The organism is Planomicrobium sp. MB-3u-38 (genome assembly GCF_002836425.1).
GTDB classification, from domain to species: domain Bacteria; phylum Bacillota; class Bacilli; order Bacillales_A; family Planococcaceae; genus Planococcus; species Planococcus okeanokoites.
Window position 1 is genome coordinate 139,598 of record NZ_PJBO01000071.1, and the last position, 19,474, is coordinate 159,071.

24 protein-coding genes are annotated in these 19,474 nt (G+C 44.6%); 14 read left to right on the top strand and 10 right to left on the bottom strand.

Going from position 1 to position 19,474, the window contains the following annotated elements; genetic code table 11:
* The first annotated feature begins 48 nt into the window (after positions 1 to 48).
* From CXF70_RS14925 to CXF70_RS14945, 6 genes are all read left to right on the top strand, one after another.
* Positions 49 to 1,626 (top strand): Na+/H+ antiporter NhaC family protein, encoded by a 1,578-nt coding sequence (locus CXF70_RS14925; protein WP_084242495.1) that lies wholly within the window; start codon positions 49 to 51, stop codon positions 1,624 to 1,626.
* A gap of 195 nt (positions 1,627 to 1,821) precedes the next feature.
* A complete protein-coding gene (locus CXF70_RS14930; RefSeq protein ID WP_101803321.1) occupies positions 1,822 to 3,342 on the top strand; it encodes a sodium-dependent transporter in 1,521 nt (506 codons plus the stop codon).
* A 13-nt stretch (positions 3,343 to 3,355) separates the two neighbouring features.
* The gene (locus CXF70_RS18075; RefSeq protein ID WP_121636333.1) at positions 3,356 to 3,478 is read left to right on the top strand and encodes a MetS family NSS transporter small subunit; all 123 of its coding nucleotides are present in this window, start codon (positions 3,356 to 3,358) and stop codon (positions 3,476 to 3,478) included.
* A 196-nt stretch (positions 3,479 to 3,674) separates the two neighbouring features.
* A complete protein-coding gene (locus CXF70_RS14935) occupies positions 3,675 to 4,034 on the top strand; it encodes a YutD family protein (protein WP_084242621.1) in 360 nt (119 codons plus the stop codon).
* An 84-nt stretch (positions 4,035 to 4,118) separates the two neighbouring features.
* Positions 4,119 to 4,577 carry a DUF86 domain-containing protein gene (locus tag CXF70_RS14940; RefSeq protein WP_101803322.1) on the top strand — a complete coding sequence of 153 codons (459 nt, stop codon included), beginning with the start codon at positions 4,119 to 4,121 and terminating at the stop codon, positions 4,575 to 4,577.
* Positions 4,564 to 5,328 carry a TIGR01457 family HAD-type hydrolase gene (locus tag CXF70_RS14945; protein WP_084242492.1) on the top strand — a complete coding sequence of 255 codons (765 nt, stop codon included), beginning with the start codon at positions 4,564 to 4,566 and terminating at the stop codon, positions 5,326 to 5,328. The genes CXF70_RS14940 and CXF70_RS14945 overlap by 14 nt, the downstream gene beginning before the upstream one ends.
* A 21-nt stretch (positions 5,329 to 5,349) precedes the next feature.
* Here the strand turns inward: CXF70_RS14945 and CXF70_RS14950 are convergent, their stop codons facing one another.
* Positions 5,350 to 5,586 carry a YuzB family protein gene (locus tag CXF70_RS14950; protein ID WP_101803323.1) on the bottom strand — a complete coding sequence of 79 codons (237 nt, stop codon included), beginning with the start codon at positions 5,584 to 5,586 and terminating at the stop codon, positions 5,350 to 5,352.
* Between the two features lie 150 nt (positions 5,587 to 5,736).
* Here CXF70_RS14950 and CXF70_RS14955 point away from each other — a divergent pair, with 150 nt between their 5' ends.
* Entirely contained in the window at positions 5,737 to 6,804 is a 1,068-nt protein-coding gene (locus CXF70_RS14955) for an NAD(P)/FAD-dependent oxidoreductase (RefSeq protein ID WP_101803324.1), read from the top strand.
* Positions 6,805 to 6,849: 45 nt separating this feature from the next.
* Here CXF70_RS14955 and CXF70_RS14960 read toward each other — a convergent pair whose 3' ends face one another.
* The gene (locus CXF70_RS14960) at positions 6,850 to 7,173 is read right to left on the bottom strand and encodes a YuzD family protein (RefSeq protein ID WP_101803325.1); all 324 of its coding nucleotides are present in this window, start codon (positions 7,171 to 7,173) and stop codon (positions 6,850 to 6,852) included.
* 83 nt (positions 7,174 to 7,256) lie between these two features.
* Between CXF70_RS14960 and CXF70_RS14965 the strand changes: the two genes are divergently transcribed.
* From CXF70_RS14965 to CXF70_RS14985, 6 genes are all read left to right on the top strand, one after another.
* Complete coding sequence (locus tag CXF70_RS14965; RefSeq protein ID WP_084242488.1) at positions 7,257 to 7,493, top strand: NifU family protein; 237 nt, start codon at positions 7,257 to 7,259, stop codon at positions 7,491 to 7,493.
* A gap of 120 nt (positions 7,494 to 7,613) precedes the next feature.
* Entirely contained in the window at positions 7,614 to 7,976 is a 363-nt protein-coding gene (locus tag CXF70_RS14970; RefSeq protein WP_084242487.1) for a HesB/IscA family protein, read from the top strand.
* Positions 7,977 to 8,201: 225 nt separating this feature from the next.
* Positions 8,202 to 9,416 (top strand): NAD(P)/FAD-dependent oxidoreductase, encoded by a 1,215-nt coding sequence (locus CXF70_RS14975; protein WP_084242486.1) that lies wholly within the window; start codon positions 8,202 to 8,204, stop codon positions 9,414 to 9,416.
* Positions 9,417 to 9,629: 213 nt separating this feature from the next.
* On the top strand, positions 9,630 to 9,755 hold the full coding sequence (locus tag CXF70_RS18265; protein WP_158241206.1) for a YuiA family protein: 126 nt from the start codon (positions 9,630 to 9,632) through the stop codon (positions 9,753 to 9,755).
* A gap of 177 nt (positions 9,756 to 9,932) precedes the next feature.
* On the top strand, positions 9,933 to 11,015 hold the full coding sequence (locus tag CXF70_RS14980; RefSeq protein WP_101803326.1) for a YkvI family membrane protein: 1,083 nt from the start codon (positions 9,933 to 9,935) through the stop codon (positions 11,013 to 11,015).
* Positions 11,016 to 11,112: 97 nt separating this feature from the next.
* The gene (locus CXF70_RS14985) at positions 11,113 to 11,442 is read left to right on the top strand and encodes a YuiB family protein (RefSeq protein ID WP_084242484.1); all 330 of its coding nucleotides are present in this window, start codon (positions 11,113 to 11,115) and stop codon (positions 11,440 to 11,442) included.
* A gap of 38 nt (positions 11,443 to 11,480) precedes the next feature.
* Here CXF70_RS14985 and CXF70_RS14990 read toward each other — a convergent pair whose 3' ends face one another.
* Positions 11,481 to 11,957 carry a divergent PAP2 family protein gene (locus CXF70_RS14990; protein ID WP_084242483.1) on the bottom strand — a complete coding sequence of 159 codons (477 nt, stop codon included), beginning with the start codon at positions 11,955 to 11,957 and terminating at the stop codon, positions 11,481 to 11,483.
* 150 nt (positions 11,958 to 12,107) lie between these two features.
* Here CXF70_RS14990 and CXF70_RS14995 point away from each other — a divergent pair, with 150 nt between their 5' ends.
* Positions 12,108 to 13,601, top strand: a complete 1,494-nt coding sequence (locus tag CXF70_RS14995) for a leucyl aminopeptidase (RefSeq protein ID WP_101803327.1) — start codon at positions 12,108 to 12,110, stop codon at positions 13,599 to 13,601.
* Positions 13,602 to 13,621: 20 nt separating this feature from the next.
* Here the strand turns inward: CXF70_RS14995 and mnhG are convergent, their stop codons facing one another.
* From mnhG to CXF70_RS15030, 7 genes are read right to left on the bottom strand one after another with little or no spacing between them, the layout of a single operon-like run.
* The gene (gene mnhG, locus CXF70_RS15000) at positions 13,622 to 14,005 is read right to left on the bottom strand and encodes a monovalent cation/H(+) antiporter subunit G (RefSeq protein ID WP_084242481.1); all 384 of its coding nucleotides are present in this window, start codon (positions 14,003 to 14,005) and stop codon (positions 13,622 to 13,624) included.
* Complete coding sequence (locus tag CXF70_RS15005) at positions 13,989 to 14,270, bottom strand: Na(+)/H(+) antiporter subunit F1 (RefSeq protein ID WP_084242480.1); 282 nt, start codon at positions 14,268 to 14,270, stop codon at positions 13,989 to 13,991. Before CXF70_RS15005 ends, mnhG begins: the two co-directional genes overlap by 17 nt.
* Complete coding sequence (locus tag CXF70_RS15010; protein WP_084242479.1) at positions 14,267 to 14,746, bottom strand: Na+/H+ antiporter subunit E; 480 nt, start codon at positions 14,744 to 14,746, stop codon at positions 14,267 to 14,269. The genes CXF70_RS15005 and CXF70_RS15010 overlap by 4 nt, the downstream gene beginning before the upstream one ends.
* 5 nt (positions 14,747 to 14,751) lie before the next feature.
* Positions 14,752 to 16,233, bottom strand: a complete 1,482-nt coding sequence (locus tag CXF70_RS15015; RefSeq protein WP_101803328.1) for a Na+/H+ antiporter subunit D — start codon at positions 16,231 to 16,233, stop codon at positions 14,752 to 14,754.
* The gene (locus tag CXF70_RS15020) at positions 16,226 to 16,573 is read right to left on the bottom strand and encodes a Na(+)/H(+) antiporter subunit C (RefSeq protein ID WP_084242477.1); all 348 of its coding nucleotides are present in this window, start codon (positions 16,571 to 16,573) and stop codon (positions 16,226 to 16,228) included. Before CXF70_RS15020 ends, CXF70_RS15015 begins: the two co-directional genes overlap by 8 nt.
* Entirely contained in the window at positions 16,573 to 16,995 is a 423-nt protein-coding gene (locus CXF70_RS15025) for a Na(+)/H(+) antiporter subunit B (RefSeq protein ID WP_101803329.1), read from the bottom strand. The genes CXF70_RS15020 and CXF70_RS15025 overlap by 1 nt, the downstream gene beginning before the upstream one ends.
* A complete protein-coding gene (locus CXF70_RS15030) occupies positions 16,982 to 19,393 on the bottom strand; it encodes a Na+/H+ antiporter subunit A (RefSeq protein WP_101803330.1) in 2,412 nt (803 codons plus the stop codon). The genes CXF70_RS15025 and CXF70_RS15030 overlap by 14 nt, the downstream gene beginning before the upstream one ends.
* Positions 19,394 to 19,474 lie beyond the last annotated feature (81 nt).

Sequence of the window (19,474 nt, forward strand, 5' to 3'; positions counted from 1 at the left end):
TTTTTTTTTCTCCATTCTATTCCATCAAAAAATAGGAGGAAACTATTCATGGAAAACACGATCTTCTCGATCCTGCCGCCGATTATCGCAATCGTCATGGTATTGCTGACCCGGCGGGTATTATTATCATTGGGCGTAGGTATCATTTCAGCGGCGCTCATTCTAACGTCATTCGCGCCGGTTGGTGCAATGCAGGAATTATTTACATCATTTCAAGTGATCTTCTGGGATGAAGGCTTTAATGCATATAATGTCTTTATTCTTCTATTCCTATTATTGCTTGGCATCATAACTGCTTTCGTCAGTTTGTCCGGAGGAAGCCATGCTTTTGCTGACTGGGCATCAAAACGGGTCAAATCACGCCGCGGAGCAAAAGTTCTTACAGTAGCGCTCGGCATTGTCATTTTCATCGATGATTATTTCAATGCATTGGCGGTCGGACAGGTTGCTCGTCCAATAACGGACCGTTATAAAGTATCTCGAGCGAAACTCGCTTATTTCATCGATTCTACGGCAGCTCCTGTCTGCGTGGTTTCACCGGTATCGAGCTGGGGCGCCGCAATCATCGGGATCATCGCTACGATTCTGGCCGGGCAGACATTCGTAGAGTATTCGGCTTTGGAAGCATTCCTATGGATGGCGCCGATGAACTTCTACGTGATTGCTGCACTGGCGATCGTCTTCTTCGTTGCCTACCGTGATGTCGATTTCGGGGAAATGAAAAAACACGAAATCAATGCAATCGAAAACGGTCAGCTTTACGATCCGGATAAATCGATTCCTGGAGAAATGAAAGAAGAATTTCCATCCCATTCCCACGGACGTGTTCTTGATTTACTGCTTCCAATTCTTGTATTGGTTGCCGGCACCATCGCCGCAATGTTGTGGACGGGTTATCAGAACGCAGGCCAGCAAATGGATGTCTGGCTGATTTTTGAAAATACGGATGTTCCTTTATCGTTATTGGTGGGTGGACTTCTTGGGACCATCACATCCATCGTGCTTTACTTGCTGCAAATGAATAAAAATGAAACTGCCAATGCCGGATGGATCGGCAAAGGAATCTGGGCAGGGATCAAATCAATGATCGGTGCTGTCCTGATTCTGATCTTCGCCTGGTCATTGACTTACCTGATCGGAGCGCTTGAAACAGGTACGTATCTTGCAGGGATTGTAAGTGAAGGAAATATACCGGTTTCAGTTCTTCCGGTATTATTATTCCTGCTGGCTGGTGTCATGGCATTCTCAACAGGCACATCATGGGGTTCTTTCGGTATTCTATTGCCGATTGCCGGAACCATCATGATTGAAGCCGCACCGGAATTATTATTGGCGTCATTGTCTGCAGTTCTTGCAGGTGCGGTTTTCGGTGATCATTGCTCACCGATTTCTGATACAACGATCTTGTCTTCGACGGGAGCCGGAAGCAATCACATGGACCACGTCGCTACACAGCTTCCATATGCGCTCACAGCGGCAGCAATTGCTGCAATCGGGTATTTAGTCATAGGCCTGACAGGGTCGTTGATATGGTCGTTGCTGGCTGTTGTTGTTATCCTTGCAATACTATTCGTTGTTTGGTCACAGCGTACAACCATACTCGAAAAAACCAGAAATGCTCAATAAAACGGAAGCGGAGAGAATTTCTCTCCGCTTTTTTATTATTGCTGCAATAGTTTTTTGAAAAAAATATGAGAAATCGTCTTTACTTTGAACAACCTGCTCGGTATACTATTTTTAGATTAGATAATAATCTGAAAATATACAAACTTCCCATTTTTCTGTAAGAGAATTGGAAGTTCGTAAAGAGGGGGAGAAATTATGGAACGTTCGCAATGGGGGACACGCGCCGGTTTTATCATGGCGGCAGTGGGCTCGGCAATCGGTTTGGGAAACATTTGGCGTTTCCCGTATGTGGCCTATGAAAATGGTGGAGGAGCATTCTTTATACCGTACTTATTCGCTCTGTTAACCGCAGGGATACCGATTCTAATCTTAGAATTCACCATCGGTCACAGATACCGGGGATCAGCACCATTATCATTCTTCCGCATGAGCGGCAAGAAAGCGGAATGGCTTGGCTGGTGGGCTGTACTTGTATCATTCGTCATATCCGTTTATTATGCTGTCATCATCGCTTGGGCAATGCGTTATACAATATTCGCAGTCAACCAGGCTTGGGGAGATGACACACAGGCCTTCTTATTTGGAGATTTTCTCCAACTGGGAGACGTCCCGGGGCAAACCGGCGATATCGTATGGGGAGTCTTTATCCCATTAGTACTGGTTTGGGCAATTACACTTGGTATATTACTTGCTGGTGTCAAGAAAGGGATTGAAGCTGCCAACCGGATCTTTATACCGACATTGGTTGTGATTTTCCTGATTATTGTCATCCGTGCTGTTACGTTGGACGGAGCAATGATGGGTCTGAACGCATTCTTCGAACCGAATTTTGATGCAATCATGGATCCTTCGGTTTGGGTTGCTGCATACGGACACATCTTCTTCAGTTTATCCGTAGCATTTGCAATTATGATCACTTATTCAAGTTATCTTCCGAAAAAATCGGATATTACAAATAATGCTTTCATTACCGGATTTGCCAACTCAAGCTTTGAGTTGCTTGCAGGGATTGGGGTATTCGCTGTACTCGGCTTCATGGCCGCGCAATCCGGAGTTGAAGTTTCTGAAGTGGCAACTGCCGGCGTCGGTTTGGCGTTCGTCGTGTTCCCGCAGATCATCAATGAATTCCCTGGATTGAATGGACTCTTCGGCGTCCTGTTCTTCCTGTCATTGACGTTGGCTGGATTGACTTCGTTGATGTCGATCACTGAAACATATGTAGCAGCAATTGCTGAAAAATTCGGCACATCACGCCGCAAAGCGGTTGCATTCGGTGGGGGATTGGCTGCAGTCATTTCCATCTTGTTCGCTACTCAAGGCGGTCTTTACTTCCTTGACCTTGCAGATTACTACATCAACCAATTCGGTGTTGCAGCAGTCGGGCTAGTGGAAGTTATCATGGTTGTATGGATTCTACGCAAAGCAGATAATCTTAAAACACATGCGAATGCAATTTCTGACATCCAGCTTGGCGGATGGTGGAAATTCAGCCTTGGCGTCATAACACCGATCGTTTTGGGCTATATGATGTTCGGATTGCTGAAACTAAACATTCTTAAAGAGTTCGATAATGATACAGGAAACTACGAAGGCTATTCCGATATGTTCACATTATTCGGAGGAGTTGCTGTAGCAGCTGGTGCTCTGATCTTAGGAATCTTGTTCTCACTCGGCAAATGGCATAAGAGCCACGCGCAATTCGAGGAAGAAAAATAAGGGGGTTAACGCTATGGAAGTAAGCGCAATCGTAGTTATGATTATTGGTATCGTGCTTTTATGGGGCGGCTTGGCTGCCAGCATATTCCATGCAGTACGAAGCGGCAAAAAGAATAAGGCTGATAACGCAGCTTGATAAAGGCTCCGGAAACTAAATGTTTCCGGGGTTTTTATTTTGACAGGACTGTTCCTTGTTCGGGTAACGGCTTTATGGTACATTTGGGAAAGAGAATGGTTGACAGGCTTCCTGGTTTCATATGGCGATCAACTGCAATGCGCCAGTGAAACGCAAGCCTTTGCCTGAAGGCTAATGTAAATGGATGGTGAATGTTTTGATTACTATAGACCAGTGGAATTATGAAATCGTCATTGATTACCGTGAAGGATTTCAGGAAGAAGCGATCAATAACCGTTATAGCGAGATTTTAGGCAAGTATGATTACATCCTTGGAGACTGGGGCTATGGCCAGTTGCGCTTAAAAGGTTTCTTCGAAGACACCAACCATAAGGCAAGCTACGACACAAAAATCAGCACGCTGCAGGATTATCTATATGAATACTGCAATTTTGGGTGTGCTTACTTCGTCATCAAAAAAGTCGGAAAAGCTCCTGTAGCTGAACCGGATACAACAGATACAGAAGCTGATACAACAGATCACTTGAGTGAGAAAAATCCCGTTGCGGAATCATGATGCAGCGGGGTTTTTTTGTGCCATTATGCTATTATAGGAAATGATATCAGATAGAAAGAAACTATACCTGTTGGAGGGTTACAAATGTACTTTATTGATCGCAGCAAAATTACAGAAACTATCGCATATATGAATTCCTTGTTGGAATTATATAAAACCAAATCGGGCTGGAGCAGCCTCGAAGATCAATTGGCGTTGGAGCGGCTGACGCATAATGTGATTGAATCCATAATTGATGTCGGCAACAGTATGATTGATGGGTTTATCATGAGAGATCCAGGCAGCTATGACGACATCATTGACATTCTGACAGATGAAAAAGTCATTTCCCCTGAAATGGATGCACCTTTGAAGAGTGTGATCGGGTTAAGGAAATCATTGGTGCGTGATTTCATGAAGATGGATCATGCGGCTATTATTGAAGTTCTGGACGGTGCGTTAACTGAATTGGAAGCATTCGGGCCTAAAGTGGAATATTACCTTGTCCACGAACTTGGACCTATATCTGCATTCATCCCGGAGACAAAAAATGAAGGACTATAAAGTATATTGCCTCGACTTGGATGGTACGGTATTCAGAGGCAGTGAAGTGATACCTGAAACTGCTGATTTTATTCAACGTTTGCAACAGAAAGGCATTGAACCTTATTATGTAACGAATAATGCCTCTATGACACAGCTGCAATTTGCTGAAAAACTGAAGTCTTTTGGTATTTCAGCACCTGCTGAACACATCATGACTTCCTCCATTGCAGCAGCAAAATATATTAAAAGATGGTATCCGGATAAGAAGGTCTTCATGATCGGCACTGATGGCGTGGAAGAAGCCTTGAAGAGCGAAGAGATTGAAAGGGTTTATGAAGATGCTGATATCGTGCTGATGGGCATTGACCGGAACATCAACTTTCAAAAACTGGCGACAGCCTGCCTGGAAGTCCGTAAAGGGGCGGTCTTTTTATCGACGAACAGGGATTTGGCTTTTCCTTCGGAAAAAGGTTTCATGCCTGGAAACGGTGCTTTTACAAAGGTGGTTTCTTCATCAACAGGTGTGGAGCCAGTCTTTATCGGCAAGCCGGAAATGCATATGCTGGAAGCGATCCAATATGAAATCGGATGCGAGAAAGAGAACATGGTCATGATCGGAGATAATTACGATACCGATATACAAGCGGGAATCCGTTTTGGTGTTGAGACAATCCATGTCAATACTGGCGTAACGCCAATGGAAGATGCGGTAAAAAAAGAAATTCCTCCCACGTATGCGGTCGAAAACCTGAGCTTCTGGGAAATATAAAAAAGCCATCGGAAGGATGGCTTAAAATAAAGGATTTTCTTCTATAAACTCATACACTTTTTGTGTAAGTTCTTCAGGTGTATCCGCCTCGACAATTTCGCCATTCACTAAGGCATAAAGGGTCTCGGAGCATTTAGTGCAATAACTCAGGCAGCCATATTCCAACACGTCGAGATTTGGGTCCCGAACTAGTTTTTCAAAAGCATCCTGGGCTCCATTTACGATATTGCTGACGCAAAATTCAACAATCGGATTCATTAAGGTCACCTCGCTACTTCGAAATCCTACCTTTTTTCAGGGGGAAAGTCAATTATTTGATTTCTTCTGGAGATATTGTGAAAGTTATCACAATCCTTTATAATTTGATGTGGGAAAGCAGTAGACAGAAGAAAGTTAAAGGAGATATTTATGCGAAAACTAGTCTTATTAGGCGGCGGTTACGGCAATATGAGAATATTGCTTCGTTTATTGCCAAGCAGTTTACCACAGGATGTCGAAATCACGCTGATCGATCGGACTCCGTTCCACAGCATGAAAACTGAATTTTACGCTTTGGCAGCCGGTACGGAGTCAGATCAGGATGTTCGGGTCGATTTTCCGGAACACGAGCGCCTAAAAATCGTAAATGGCGAAATTTTGGAAATCGGAATCGATGAAAAATGCGTCTTCATGGAAAACGGACAACGGATCGACTTTGATGACCTCGTTATTGGACTGGGTTGTGAAGATAAATACCATAGTGTTCCTGGTGCTGACGAATACACTTATAGTATTCAAACCATCGGGCAATCAAGAAGGACATACCAGGCGTTGCTGGGTTTACCGGCTAATGCGGTTGTCGGTATAGTAGGAGCGGGACTAAGCGGAATCGAACTGGCAAGTGAACTTCGTGAAAGTCGCGAAGATCTCCAGATTAAGTTGTTTGACCGCAGTCCGCGTATTTTACGTGATTTCCCGGAACGCTTAAGCAACTTTGTGAAAAAGTGGTTCGACAGCCATAATGTTGATGTGGTTTCAAACTCCAATATCACAAAAGTGGAGCCGAATCTTCTATATAATCATGAAGAGACGATCCCGGTTGATGCGGTCGTATGGACAGCAGGCATTCAACCGGTTAAACCGGTGCGGAATTTGGGGCTTGAGAGTGATTCAATCGGTCGCGTAGTCATTAACCAGTATCACCAGCTGCCTGCCAATGAAAACGTCTATGTTGTTGGCGACTGTGCAGCTTTGCCGATGGCGCCTTCTGCGCAGCTTGCTGAAGAGCAGGCGGAACAGATCGTCAAAGTGCTTAAGATGCGTTGGAAAGGTGAGGCTCTTCCTGAAACGATGCCTGAGATCAAGCTGAAAGGTTTCCTTGGCTCACTCGGCAAGAAACAGGGCTTCGCTTACCTTGCGGACCGGACAGTTACAGGCCGTATTGCACGTCTGATGAAATCCGGCGTATTGTGGATGTACAAATGGCATAATGGCTGATATAAAAATTCAAAACAAAAAGCGCTCAGCAATGAGCGCTTTTTTTCATTCTGCCGTAAAACCGTGTTTTTCGAGTTCTTTATAAATCGGTTTTAATTGGACGTAGCCTTCTGCTGCAACTTCATCTTCAACAAGTACCAAAGGATAAAAGAATTCATCATTTTGGATGCGTTCGATATAATCTTTTTGGCGATCATTCTCCGGCTCTTTCTCAATATCGATGTAAGTAATTGAAAATGGCTGATCTTTATATTTTCTTGGTATGGCAGCCTGGAGCCACTCGAATGTATCGAGTGAGGATGGGGCATTTACACAGCTGGCGCAGATTACTTCTGCCCCATATACTTCGATGGCAATATTTTTTGTCATAAACTTGGACCTCCTGGAAATTCAATAGTGGCTTTTTCTCTCTAATCACATTATAATGATTATAATGAAAGGAGTCGATATAAATGACTGAAGCTTTGATGGAAGAGCAAGTAATGGAAGTCTTAGATAAATTACGTCCATTCCTTTTACGTGACGGAGGAGACTGTGAACTCGTCGACATAGAAGATGGCATCGTGAAACTTCGTCTGCTTGGAGCATGCGGAAGCTGCCCGAGTTCGACAATTACATTGAAAGCTGGAATTGAACGCGCATTAACGGAGGAAGTTCCTGGCATAGTGGAAGTAGAACAAGTATTTTAAAGCCAAGGGACCTGTTGCAGGTCCCTTTTTCTGTTTGTATAATAGAAGAAAGTAAGCCGGTTTTCTGGAATGCTGGCGGGATTTATTGATATGATAATCGAAAGGAAAGGGTGACAGGTAATGGAACAGATAGTCGAAATTACAGAAGCCGCTTCTTTTCAGGTAAAAGAAATGATGCGACATAACGAAGAGGAAGATTCTTACTTGCGTGTAGCCGTTAAAGGCGGAGGCTGCAGCGGTTTGACGTACGGTATGGGATTTGAAAAAGAACAAGGGACGGAAGACGACCTTTACGAACAATTCGGTATTCCGATCCTCATTGCGAAAGACGATGCGCCGATATTAAAAGGCACGGTAGTCGATTATAAACAATCGCTGATGGGCGGAGGCTTTACGATTGAAAATCCGAACGCCATCGCTTCATGCGGATGCGGGACATCATTCCGCACTGCGAAAAAAGCAGGCACACCTGAAAGCTGCTGATTCAAAAATGGGAAAACCTTCTGCTCACGCTGGTGATGCAGAAGGTTTTTTTATGAAAAAAGGGAATAATCTGTTTACTCTTATAGGAGGATTATCTGGTACTATCCAGTTGAAATCACTAGTTAAAAAGGCTAATATAGAGTGTAGGAGTAAATTGGAAACATCAACAAACATTAATTAGGGTTTTCCGATTTAAAAAATGACTCGAAGGTGGTTGCGATTAGATTGAAAAGACCGTCAATTTTAGTATTAGGAGCAGGCTATGGTGGCTTGACTACCGTAGTGAATCTGCAAAAAATCATGGGTACAGACGAAGTCGACATCACGTTGATCAACAAAAACGAATACCATTACGAAAGTACATGGCTTCATGAAGCTGCAGCAGGGACAATGACTCCTGAACAGGTCCGTTATGATATCAAAGAAGTAATCGATCCTGTCAAAGTCAGATTTGTTCAGGCTACTGTTGAAGAAATCGATGTTAAGGGCAAAAGAGTTCTTACTGATAATGGCGAATTTACATATGATTATATCGTCATCGCTCTTGGTTTCGAAGGTGAAACATTCGGTATCGAAGGACTTGATAAATACGCTTTATCAATTGCGAATGTCAAAGCGGCACGTTATATCCGCGAACATATCGAATTCCAATTCGCTACATGGTCTACGGAAGAAGTCAAAGACGACAGCCGCTTGAACATAGTAGTTGGGGGAGCAGGTTTCACTGGAATCGAATTCCTGGGCGAACTGGCTAACCGTGTGCCTGAACTCTGCAAAGAGTTTGATGTGCCTCGTGAAAAAGTCCGCGTGATTTGTGTAGAGGCTGCACCGATGGTATTGCCTGGATTTGATCCTGAGCTTGTCAACTATGCAGTTGGCCATCTTGAATCCAAAGGAATAGAGTTCTCGATCGGAACTCCGGTTGTTGAAGCGACTCCAGAAGGCGTCAACATCAAGAAGAGCGACGATGAGTTTGAATTCATCAAAGCTGGCACAGTGGTCTGGGCTGCCGGAGTCCGCGGCAACAGATTGATTGAATCCACACCTATTGAAAATATGCGTGCCCGCGTTAAAGTTGAAAAAGATTTGCGTGCTCCAGCTTTCCCTGACGTATTCATCGTCGGTGACTGCGCATTGATGATCAACGAAGAAACAAACCGTCCATATCCACCGACAGCACAAATCGCTATGCAGCAAGCAGAAACAGCAGCTGCCAACATCAAAGCCTTGATTCAGGGCGGTACAACTCAAGAATTCATTCCTGACCTTAAAGGTACAGTTTGTTCTCTTGGTGATGATGATGCGATTGGTGTCGTATTCGGCAAAAAAGTGACTGGCAAGAGAGCTTCTTTCATGAAGAAAATGATCGATAACCGTGCACTATACATGGTTGGCGGACCGAAACTGGTCATGAAAAAAGGAAAGTTCAACGTATTATAATCTCTGATTTAAGAAGCCTCCTGATGGAGGCTTCTTTATTTTGCCAAGATTGGGATCGAAAAGTTAATAATTGCGAAAATTGTGTCCATTTTATGATATTGTTAAAGTATTTTTAATGTATCCGCTTACATTCAGTTCTTTCTCTTGCCAGTTTTAAAACTCCGTGTTATATTATCAGAATATTAAAAACAATAGCAGGAGGAGGTGTTTCGGATGAAGAATTTCAAACAAGTCAAATCAACGAACCAATGCCCATATTGTGCAGGCCAAGGTTATTTCCAATTGCGTTTGGGCGGATCGGAAACGTGCTCTTGCTGCTCAGGATCAGGAAAAAAATAACATAGTCAATTCTAAAAAGCACGGCGCTGACTTGCGCCGTGCTTTTCATTTTGTAGTCATGGAAATCAAAGAATTGTTTGATGACATCTCTTTTTAGGGTATTTTAAAACCATCTATATATATTGTAGATTTACATATCACCCAAGTATAAGACCATCAGGAAAAGGAGAGGATATTATGAAAAGAAGCTTAAAAATAGCCAGTGCCTTTATCGGGATTGTTGTAGGCGCTGGTTTCGCTTCAGGACAAGAAATTTTGCAGTACTATACAAGCTTCGGTTATTGGGGTCTGGGCGGTGTTCTTGTAGCCACAGCGCTATTCGGTTATATCGGAATGATTCTGACTCGGCTTGGGAGCCGCATGCAAACGACTTCCCATGAAGATGTCGTCTATCGCATCAGTGGGAAATGGCTTGGCAAAGTGATTGACTATACATTGATTTTGACCTTATTCGGTATTTTGGTCGTCATGATTGCCGGAGCCGGCTCAATTTTCTCCCAGCAGTTCGACCTCGCGCCAGCATTCGGCCGTGGAATCATGGTCGTGCTGGTCATCGTGACAATCATGATGAACGTGAAAAAAGTCATCACTGTCATTTCCAGCATCACCCCATTCTTGATCTTGATGGTCGTAGGTATCGCCATCTATAGTGTTATGACGATGGACAGCAGTTTCAGTTCACTGGATCCGGTGGCTAAGGAGCAGCTGTCAGCAACGCCGAACTGGCTGTTATCAGCAATCAATTATGTATCGCTTGCGATTGCGTTGGGTGCCTCGATGTCGCTTGTCATGGGCGGTGCAGAAAAAGATGAGAAAGTGGCTGCCCGCGGTGGTTTAATTGGGGGACTCGGATTTGGCGTCCTTATCCTGCTGAGTTATGTGGCAATATTTGCGAAAGTCGATGTTGTCGGAGGAGCGGATCTGCCGATGCTCGCCATCGGAGATGATATTTCACCGGTACTCGGCATTATCATGGCAGTTGTCATCTTCGCAATGATCTATAATACTGCAGTGAGTATGCTGTTATCATTTTCTGCCCGTTTCACGGAAATCGGTACAAAGAAATTCCGCATTTTCGTAATCATTGCTGGACTTATTGCTTTTGCACTCAGCTTCCTAGGCTTTACATCACTAGTGAACTGGCTCTACCCAGCAGTAGGCTATCTTGGCTTATTGCTGATCGGTGCATTAATTTTGGCAGATATCCGCAAAGTAGGTAAAAACGACAGAGCAAACAATAAAAAAGCAACGAATGAGTAAAAGCTTGTGTCAATGTCATGAACTATGGGCAAGCGGATTGAAAGGCTCTGATATTTCGGGTAAACTGATGTAGGGAATATCGGAGGTTAGAATTACTATGAATAGTTCATTCACTATTGTTCAATTGATCATTTCAATGCTTTTATTTTACGTTATGTTTTTCGGCATCGGCTTTTTGCTGAATATGCTGTTGCGGATGACCTGGCTGATGGCCATTGTCTATCCGATTGTCATTCTTCTTGTAATAGATGATGTAGGTGTTTTTGATTATTTCACCAACCCTGGAGAATCTTTCAGTATGCTGGGTGATACAATCACATCTCTGACAGGAACGGATATTGCTGTTCTGTTGTCGGGATTTGCTGGTGCCATAACAGCTGGCTTTGTAATGAAAGTCCTTCGTAAAATGGGCTATCAAATGTTTTAAAAAAATCCGTGCGGGCCAAAATGGCCCGCACGGATTTTCTATAGGATCAGACTGTAGACGATCGCGGATATTGCAATCCCTGTCAATGCGCCCATAAAGACTTCACTGGGTTTATGGCCAAGCAGGGTTTTCAATTCTTCTATTTTTTCTTCTTCTTTTTTCTTTGGCCAGTTTCTGGTTTCGTTCATGAATAATTGCAGGTCCATCCGCATCTTATTGATCGTCAATGCCTGCTGTCCAGCTTGGAATCTTACGCCTGTCGCATCATACATGGTAATGACGGCGAACATGGTTGAAACCGCAAAAATAGTTGACCCTACACCATGCTCGTATGCGACTGCGGTTGTGAGAGAAGTAACGGCAGCAGAGTGCGAACTTGGCATTCCGCCTGTAGAAGTAAAGAGCCTCCAGTCCAGCTCCCTGGTCACTGCATATTGAATGGGGATTTTTATGAACTGGGCAAAGATGATGGCAAACAATGCGATCATTAAAGGGGTATTCGAAAATAACTCCATCCAATTATCAACCTTTCAAAATAAAATCTGTTGCTTCAGTATAGCATACTCCCTTTTTTCTACGTGCTTGAAACAATTTCGACTGTCGAACTACTAAGCTTTTGGATTACGTGCTAAACTTAAATAGAACAGATATTGAGGAGGAGAAAAATGAATATATCGGTGCAAAACAACGAACAGAAAAACAATGCAGAAATTTTGATTGTCGGACTTACCCGTCATCCTGAAAATACAAAAGGATGGGATGGTTTCGCAGAACGATTCGAGGGGAAATTGCAGGATTGGGTTAAAAACGAACTGTCTTTCGATAAAAAAAACATCATTACATATCCGGCTTTGGCGGGTGACATCTCGAGAATTATGTTTATCGGCATGGATGACCGCAAGAAAATGAATGAAGATGACGTCCGTGCAGCTTTCGGTTTAGCGGGTAAAGAGCTCGTAAAGAAAAAAATCAAAAACGCTGCGATATACCTTGATTCATTCCAGAACGAGGACATCACTGCAGAAGATGCGGCTTATCTTGCAGCTGAAGGAATCGGTATGGGCATGTACAGTTTTGCCGACTACAAGACATCATCCAATGAAGTGGAAGTGGAACTTGAGACTCTCTCTCTTCTTACAGAAGTAAACGCCGAAGACATCGAGGCAGCCGCACGAATCGGACAAGTATTCGGTGAATCAGTTAACGAAGCACGCACCTTGGTCAATATGCCAGGTAATATCCTGACGGCTACGGCTCTCGCTGATTATGCCCAGGAACTCGGTGAGCAATATGGATTTGATATGGACATCCTGGACAAAGCACAGATGGAAGAGCTTGGGATGGGTGCCATTCTGGCAGTCAACCAAGGGTCTGTAGAAGAACCACGCTTGATTGTAATGAAATACAAGGCGACAGAATCCTTTGAAGATCCGCTTGCGCTTGTCGGGAAGGGAATAACTTTTGATACTGGCGGCTATTCATTGAAACCGAAAGACGGCATCGTCGGCATGAAAGGTGATATGGGCGGAGCGGCAGCTGTTCTTGGTGCGATGAAAATCATAGGGGAGCTGAAACCCGATAAGAACGTGATTGCTGTCATCGCATCAACGGATAATATGGTATCAGGCAATGCATTCAAGCCGGATGATGTCATCACTTCGTTAAGCGGTAAAACAATTGAGATCCTCAATACGGATGCTGAAGGAAGACTTGTACTGGCGGATTCCGTTACATACGCCAAGCAAATGGGTGCCACACGCATCATAGATGTGGCGACTTTGACAGGCGGCGTTATCGTTGCTCTCGGTATGGACAAAACGGGGGCACTTACAAATGACGAAGCATTTTTCGAAGAATTTTTGGAAGCCTCCAATGAAACAGGGGAATTTGTCTGGCGTTTGCCGTTAACGGAAAATGATAAGAAGCGCTTGCGTAAAAGCGATGTCGCTGATTTGAATAATTCACCGGGACGCGATGGCCACATGATTTTCGGAGGCGGATTCGTAGGTGAATTTGTTGAAGATACACCGTGGATCCATTTGGATATTGCGGGTACATCATTTACATCAGCAGCCCATGATCTTGGCCCTAAAGGCGGGACAGGGGCGATGGTAAGGACATTAGCAATGATGGTCGAAAGTTTGGCTGACGGGAAATAAGCAAAAGAAAACCTGCAGACTCAATTGTCTGCAGGCTTTTTTAATGCATATCTTTTTTTCTTGCGATCGACTGCAGGGCCTAAATCGTCCCGTACGGTCTCCTCAGCCACTTTGGTGCCTGAAAGATAGGCAGCCCGGCCAATCAGGTGGCCTCCCACCGGCGCGGTAATAAACAGGAACGCGATGGCAATGAGCATTTGTGTATTGAAAATGCCTTCAATCAGCCAGAAGTGGATGAAGGTACCCGATAGGATAGCCAATACCCCCAGTGTGGAACTCTTTGATGCGGCATGTGTGCGCGTATAGACATCTGGCAGCCGCACAAGCCCAAGAGCTGTTACAACACTGAAAAGGACACCTATGCTGATAAGAATTATGATGAGGATGTTAGCGATTGTTGTCACGATCGAAAATCTCTCCTCTCTCGATGAATTTAGCGAATGCTGCTGTACCGATAAAGGACAGGATACTCAGCAACAGGATAATTTCCAGGAAGAATTCCGTTTCGATAATCAGTGAAAGAAGGGCTACGATGGACACCAGGCTGATTCCAAGTGCATCCAGGGCTACAACCCGGTCTGCTACTGTAGGTCCTTTCACTAATCTGACCAACAAACCGGCGAAAGCCACACTGATGATAGCGAGTGAAATCCAATAGAACATCATCATGGACGGCTCACCTCCATAATCGCGCGCTCAAAAGTATTCTTAATGGAAGAAACAGCTTCTTCAATATCATCGAAATCAAGCGCATGGATATAGAGTCTTTTTTGGTCATCGGAAATTCCGACGACCAAAGTGCCAGGTGTCAGCGTAATCAAAGCTGAAAGCAGGGTTATTTCCCAATCTTGCTTCAACTCAGTCTCCATTTCGAAAATGGCTGGTTTAATGTTCATTTTAGGGCGAAGAACGATGCGCAATACCTGAAGACTGGACAATGTCAATTCCTTCATGAAGAGGATGATCAATGAAATGACAGCCCATACCCTCGTCAAATACAATCTCCCTTTAAAGAATCGGCGCATCATGATGATGATTCCCAAGCCGACCAAAAAGCCGATGGCGAATCCGGAAGGAGTAAAGGACACAGAGATGAACATCCAAACGATTGCCAGAAAGAAGTTCAATAGGATTTGTGAAGACATATCATCTACTCCTTAAATACCGCTTCAATATAAAGCGTTGGATTCAGCAGCACTTCAGCCGCACCAGAAACGAATGGCATGAAGAGTTCCGCACCGACTCCGAAGAATACCGTAATGGCAACCAATATCATCGAAGGAATCAACATAGCTTGATATGCTGATTTTTTTAAAGGTTTTGTTTCGACAGGTTCACCCCAGAAAGCGTAGATGAATATGCGAACCGCACTTAACAAAACAATAAGGCTTGTTGCAAGAATGACAATGCTGCCCCAGAATTGAGGGCCTTCAAAGCCGCCTTGTACAATCAATAATTTACCTGGGAATCCGCTAAGGGGCGGGATGCCCGCTAAGCCGAATGCAGCAACCAGATAAGTCCAGCCAAGGACCGGATAGGTTTTCATCAATCCGCCCATTTTGCGCAAATTGGAAGTACCGAATATCACAGCTACAATTCCTACAAGGAAAAATAACACCGCTTTAATCATCATGTCATGAATGAGGTATAGAATCGAACCTTGAACGCCGGCTTCATTCAGCTGTGATACGCCGAACAGGATGACTCCGACCGCAATGATGATGTTGTAGATGATGATTTTCTTTACATCGAAATAGGCAAGTGCACCGACACAGCCGGCCAGAATGGTCAGAATGGCAATGATGGCCAATAACTCATGAGTAAATCCGACATTCATGGTAAAGAACAGCGTATATGTACGCATGATGGCATAGACGCCTACTTTAGTCAGCAACGCTCCGAATAATGCAAGAATAGGCATCGGAGGCGCATGATAAGAAGCAGGAAGCCAGAAGTACAATGGAAAAATCGCGGCTTTGAAGCCGAAAACCACCAGGAACAATACAGCAATAACCGTCAGGATACCGGTGTTCTCGATCTGCGGTATTTTGATGGCCAGATCCGCCATATTCAATGTGCCTGTCACTGAGTACAGCAGCGCGACAGCAACCACAAATAATGCGGATGAGATAATATTGACCAGTAGATACTTGATCGATTCACGAAGCTGCTGGCGTTCACCGCCGTGGACGATCAGTGTATACGAAGCCATCAGCAGCACTTCGACAAAAACGAATAAGTTGAATATATCACCCGTGGTGAATGCGCCGTTGACACCTGTCAACAGGAACAGCACTGCAGGGTAGTAGAACGACTGCTCACGTTTTATGCCGATGGTCGGGAAGCTGTAGAGTACCACAAACAGCACAATCAGCGATGTCGTGACGACCAGTAACGCCGAGAACAGGTCGGATACCATTGATATACCGAATGGCGCCGGCCAGCTGCCGAGCGTCACCACTTGTATCCCGTCGTTATAGACTTTGAACAACAGGAATAGAGAAGAGGTCAGAGTGGCCAAAGCACCGAGTAATGCGAATAAACGCTGCATTTTGATTTTATTTGGAAACAACATCAGGATTGTAGCCATTATCAATGGAATGATGATCGGGAACAATAATAGATTACTCATGGTCTTCAGTTCCTTTCAGCAATTCCATATTGTCAGTACCAAGCTCCTGATAAGCCCGGTATGCAACAACCAGAAAGAAAGATGTAACAGCGAATGAAATAACGATCGCTGTCAATATCAGCGCCTGCGGCAGTGGGTCTGCATAATCGGAAACAGACACGCCGTCCGCAACAACCGGCGGCGATTCCCCGCCAAGGCCGCCCATCGTCAATAGAAGCAAATGGGCGCCATGGCTGAGGAGGCCGGTACCGATGATGATGCGGATCAGGCTTTTTGAAAGCATTAGGTAAACAGCTGCCATAAATAGAAAACCGATGACAACCGACATGATAATTTCCATTATTCATCCTCTCCAATCGTTTGAATAATGGTCATCGTAACTCCAACAACAACCAAATAGACACCTGCATCGAACAGCATAGCTGAATGCAGGGAAGTTTTGCCGAATAGCGGCAAATCGAAATAATCATATGCGTGTGTAAAAAAAGGAACATCAAACAGGATCGATGCGGCAGCTGTTGCAATCGCCAACAGCAAGCCGACAGAAGTCATTACGACATAATTGACCGGAACGATTTTTTTGACTTTCTGGATTCCGAAAGCAAGCATCAAGAGAACAATTGCGCTTGCTGTCAGCAAACCGCCGACAAATCCGCCACCCGGTGTATAATGGCCGGCGAAAAAGATATGGACAGCGAACATCAGAATGATGAAGGTTACGACTTTTGTAACCGTTTGAAGCATGACATCATTTGTTTTCATGCTGACCCTCCTTTTTCGCAAGTCTCAGCTTGATCAGAGTTATGATGCCGATTCCTGCAATTCCAAGAACACCGATCTCAAACAATGTATCAAACCCTCGGTAATCGACAAGAATTACGTTAACGATGTTTCCGCCGCCCGCTTCCGTATAAACAGTCTCTTTGTAGAATTCTGAAATGGAAGGGAGGGCTTTGCCGGAATGTGCCGCCAAAGCGACGAGTGTCATGGTAACACCTACGCCGAAAGCAATCACGGCATTACCGAACCGGAAACGCATTCGCTCTTCTTTTCTGCTGATTTGCGGTAGATGATAGAAAGCGAGCAGGAACAATGCTACAGATATCGTTTCAATGACTAATTGGGTCAACGCAAGATCCGGTGCACGGAAAATGACGAAGAACAATGCCACCGAATAACCGACTGCCCCGAGAGCGATGATCGCAGTAAGACGGGATTTCGAAAATAAGATCGTCAATGTTGAACCGAGCAGGGCCAGCATGATCACGATTTCGTACAAACCGACCGGAGCCAAGTTATTCATATCAATCGCGAAAGCGTCATTTAAAACAAATGTACCGAGTACGATAATGACGAGGAAACTGAACATATAAACTAAATATGAGCGGATAAACCCGGTCATATAAGTTCTGGAGAAGCGATTCGCTCCTGTATCGCTTAGGAACATCCCTTTATCGTAAAGGCTGTTCAAAGTATTCGGGAAGCGTTCATATAGGTGCTGCCATTTGCGCAACGACCAGAACATCAGGCCGCCCACTGCAAAAATACCAATGGTCATCCAAAGTTCAGGTGTAATGTAACCGTGCCAGGCTGCGACGTGCACATCAACTGCTGCCGGAGAATCATACATAAACGGCTGAATAGCGGCTACGGCTGGTTTGACGAGCCATTCGCCGACAATATTCGGGATGAAGAAGATGACGACTGCCAATATAGCCAGGAAGACAGGCGAGATCAGCATGCCTTTAGGCGCTTCATGTGCCGGTTTCGGCAATTCTTCCGGTTTATGTTTTCCGGCAAATGTATGGAATACAAAATAGAAACTGTAGATGAATGTGAAAACAGAGCCGATCCAAGCAATAACTGGGAACATGATTCCCCAAACATCCATTGACAATAAATCGAATTCAGTTAGAGCGACCATGCCGGTCAGGAACATTTCCTTACTCAGGAAACCTCCGAACGGCGGCAAACCGGCCATCGAAAATGCACCGATCATAGCTACCGTGAAACTGATCGGCATCAAACTCATCAAACCGCCGAGTTTCCGGATATCGCGTGTTCCGGTTTCATGGTCCACAATTCCGGCGATCATGAACAGGCTGCCTTTAAATACAGCATGGTTGATTAGGTGGAAAATCGCCGCAAAGCCTGCGTAATTCAAAGCGATTTCTGTGGCGTTTTCAACATGGAATCCAGCAGCAGATACGCCGAGCAGCGACATGATCAAACCAAGCTGGGAAACAGTGGAGAAAGCCAGAATGCCTTTTAGATCTTTTTGCTTCAAAGCGAAGAATGAGCCCCAAAGCATGGTGAACAACCCGATTCCTGTCACCAGCCAAACCCACGTGCCGGATGCGGCAAATATAGGCGTGAAGCGGGCAACCAGGTATAGGCCTGCTTTTACCATTGTTGCGGAGTGCAGATAAGCACTGACCGGAGTCGGCGCTTCCATGGCATCCGGCAACCAGATGTAGAACGGGAACTGTGCGGATTTCGTAAACGCTCCGAGAAGAATCAGCACGAGTGCCCAGACGAAAAAGTCATGGCCAACCAATTCCGGTGCCTGTGAAATAAGCTCTCGGATTGAATAAGTGTTGCCCATGATTCCGAGCAGCACAAAGCCCCCAAGCATCATCAATCCGCCGAATACGGTGATCATCATTGACTTCAGCGCTCCGAATCGTGAACGGTCGCGCGTATACCAATAACCGATGAGCAGGAAAGATGAAATGGAGGTCAACTCCCAGAACAAGTACAGCGAAATCAGGTGGTCAGATTGAACAACCCCGAGCATCGCTGTCATGAACATCAGGAGATAAACGTAGAAATTATGTAGTTGTTCGCGGTACTTATCCAAGTAAAATATGGAATAAAGTACAACAAGTGCTCCAATGCCCGTGATAAGCAATGAAAACAATAAACTCAATCCGTCGATATAGGCGATGAATGCAATATCAAGCGAAGGAATCCATTGCAGTTCGGACACACGATTGCCGCCTTCTGCAATTGAGGGTAGCAAAGTGGAGTAATAGATGAATAAAGCTGCCGGGACCAGCAAAACAAACCAGCCCGTGTGGATCTGTCCGATTTTTTTAAATAGCAGTGGAATAAATAACGCTGCAATTATGGGCAGAAAAATTAATAAGACGAGTGACAATTGAATCCTCCTTCCGAGCATAAACATGATGAGTTGCTAAAAAAATTATAACGTAAATTCAGCCGCTTTGCATTGTTGGGC

Coding starts and splice junctions, on each gene's coding strand:
- CXF70_RS14925 (WP_084242495.1), top strand. CDS start 49: ATGGAAAACACGATCTTCTCGATCCTGCCGCCGATTATCGCAATCGTC.
- CXF70_RS14930 (WP_101803321.1), top strand. CDS start 1,822: ATGGAACGTTCGCAATGGGGGACACGCGCCGGTTTTATCATGGCGGCA.
- CXF70_RS18075 (WP_121636333.1), top strand. CDS start 3,356: ATGGAAGTAAGCGCAATCGTAGTTATGATTATTGGTATCGTGCTTTTA.
- CXF70_RS14940 (WP_101803322.1), top strand. CDS start 4,119: ATGTACTTTATTGATCGCAGCAAAATTACAGAAACTATCGCATATATG.
- CXF70_RS14945 (WP_084242492.1), top strand. CDS start 4,564: ATGAAGGACTATAAAGTATATTGCCTCGACTTGGATGGTACGGTATTC.
- CXF70_RS14950 (WP_101803323.1), bottom strand. CDS start 5,586: ATGAATCCGATTGTTGAATTTTGCGTCAGCAATATCGTAAATGGAGCC.
- CXF70_RS14955 (WP_101803324.1), top strand. CDS start 5,737: ATGCGAAAACTAGTCTTATTAGGCGGCGGTTACGGCAATATGAGAATA.
- CXF70_RS14960 (WP_101803325.1), bottom strand. CDS start 7,173: ATGACAAAAAATATTGCCATCGAAGTATATGGGGCAGAAGTAATCTGC.
- CXF70_RS14965 (WP_084242488.1), top strand. CDS start 7,257: ATGACTGAAGCTTTGATGGAAGAGCAAGTAATGGAAGTCTTAGATAAA.
- CXF70_RS14970 (WP_084242487.1), top strand. CDS start 7,614: ATGGAACAGATAGTCGAAATTACAGAAGCCGCTTCTTTTCAGGTAAAA.
- CXF70_RS18265 (WP_158241206.1), top strand. CDS start 9,630: ATGAAGAATTTCAAACAAGTCAAATCAACGAACCAATGCCCATATTGT.
- CXF70_RS14980 (WP_101803326.1), top strand. CDS start 9,933: ATGAAAAGAAGCTTAAAAATAGCCAGTGCCTTTATCGGGATTGTTGTA.
- CXF70_RS14985 (WP_084242484.1), top strand. CDS start 11,113: ATGAATAGTTCATTCACTATTGTTCAATTGATCATTTCAATGCTTTTA.
- CXF70_RS14990 (WP_084242483.1), bottom strand. CDS start 11,957: ATGGAGTTATTTTCGAATACCCCTTTAATGATCGCATTGTTTGCCATC.
- CXF70_RS14995 (WP_101803327.1), top strand. CDS start 12,108: ATGAATATATCGGTGCAAAACAACGAACAGAAAAACAATGCAGAAATT.
- CXF70_RS15005 (WP_084242480.1), bottom strand. CDS start 14,270: ATGATGATGTTCTATTGGATTTCACTCGCTATCATCAGTGTGGCTTTC.
- CXF70_RS15010 (WP_084242479.1), bottom strand. CDS start 14,746: ATGTCTTCACAAATCCTATTGAACTTCTTTCTGGCAATCGTTTGGATG.
- CXF70_RS15015 (WP_101803328.1), bottom strand. CDS start 16,233: ATGAGTAATCTATTATTGTTCCCGATCATCATTCCATTGATAATGGCT.
- CXF70_RS15020 (WP_084242477.1), bottom strand. CDS start 16,573: ATGGAAATTATCATGTCGGTTGTCATCGGTTTTCTATTTATGGCAGCT.
- CXF70_RS15025 (WP_101803329.1), bottom strand. CDS start 16,995: ATGAAAACAAATGATGTCATGCTTCAAACGGTTACAAAAGTCGTAACC.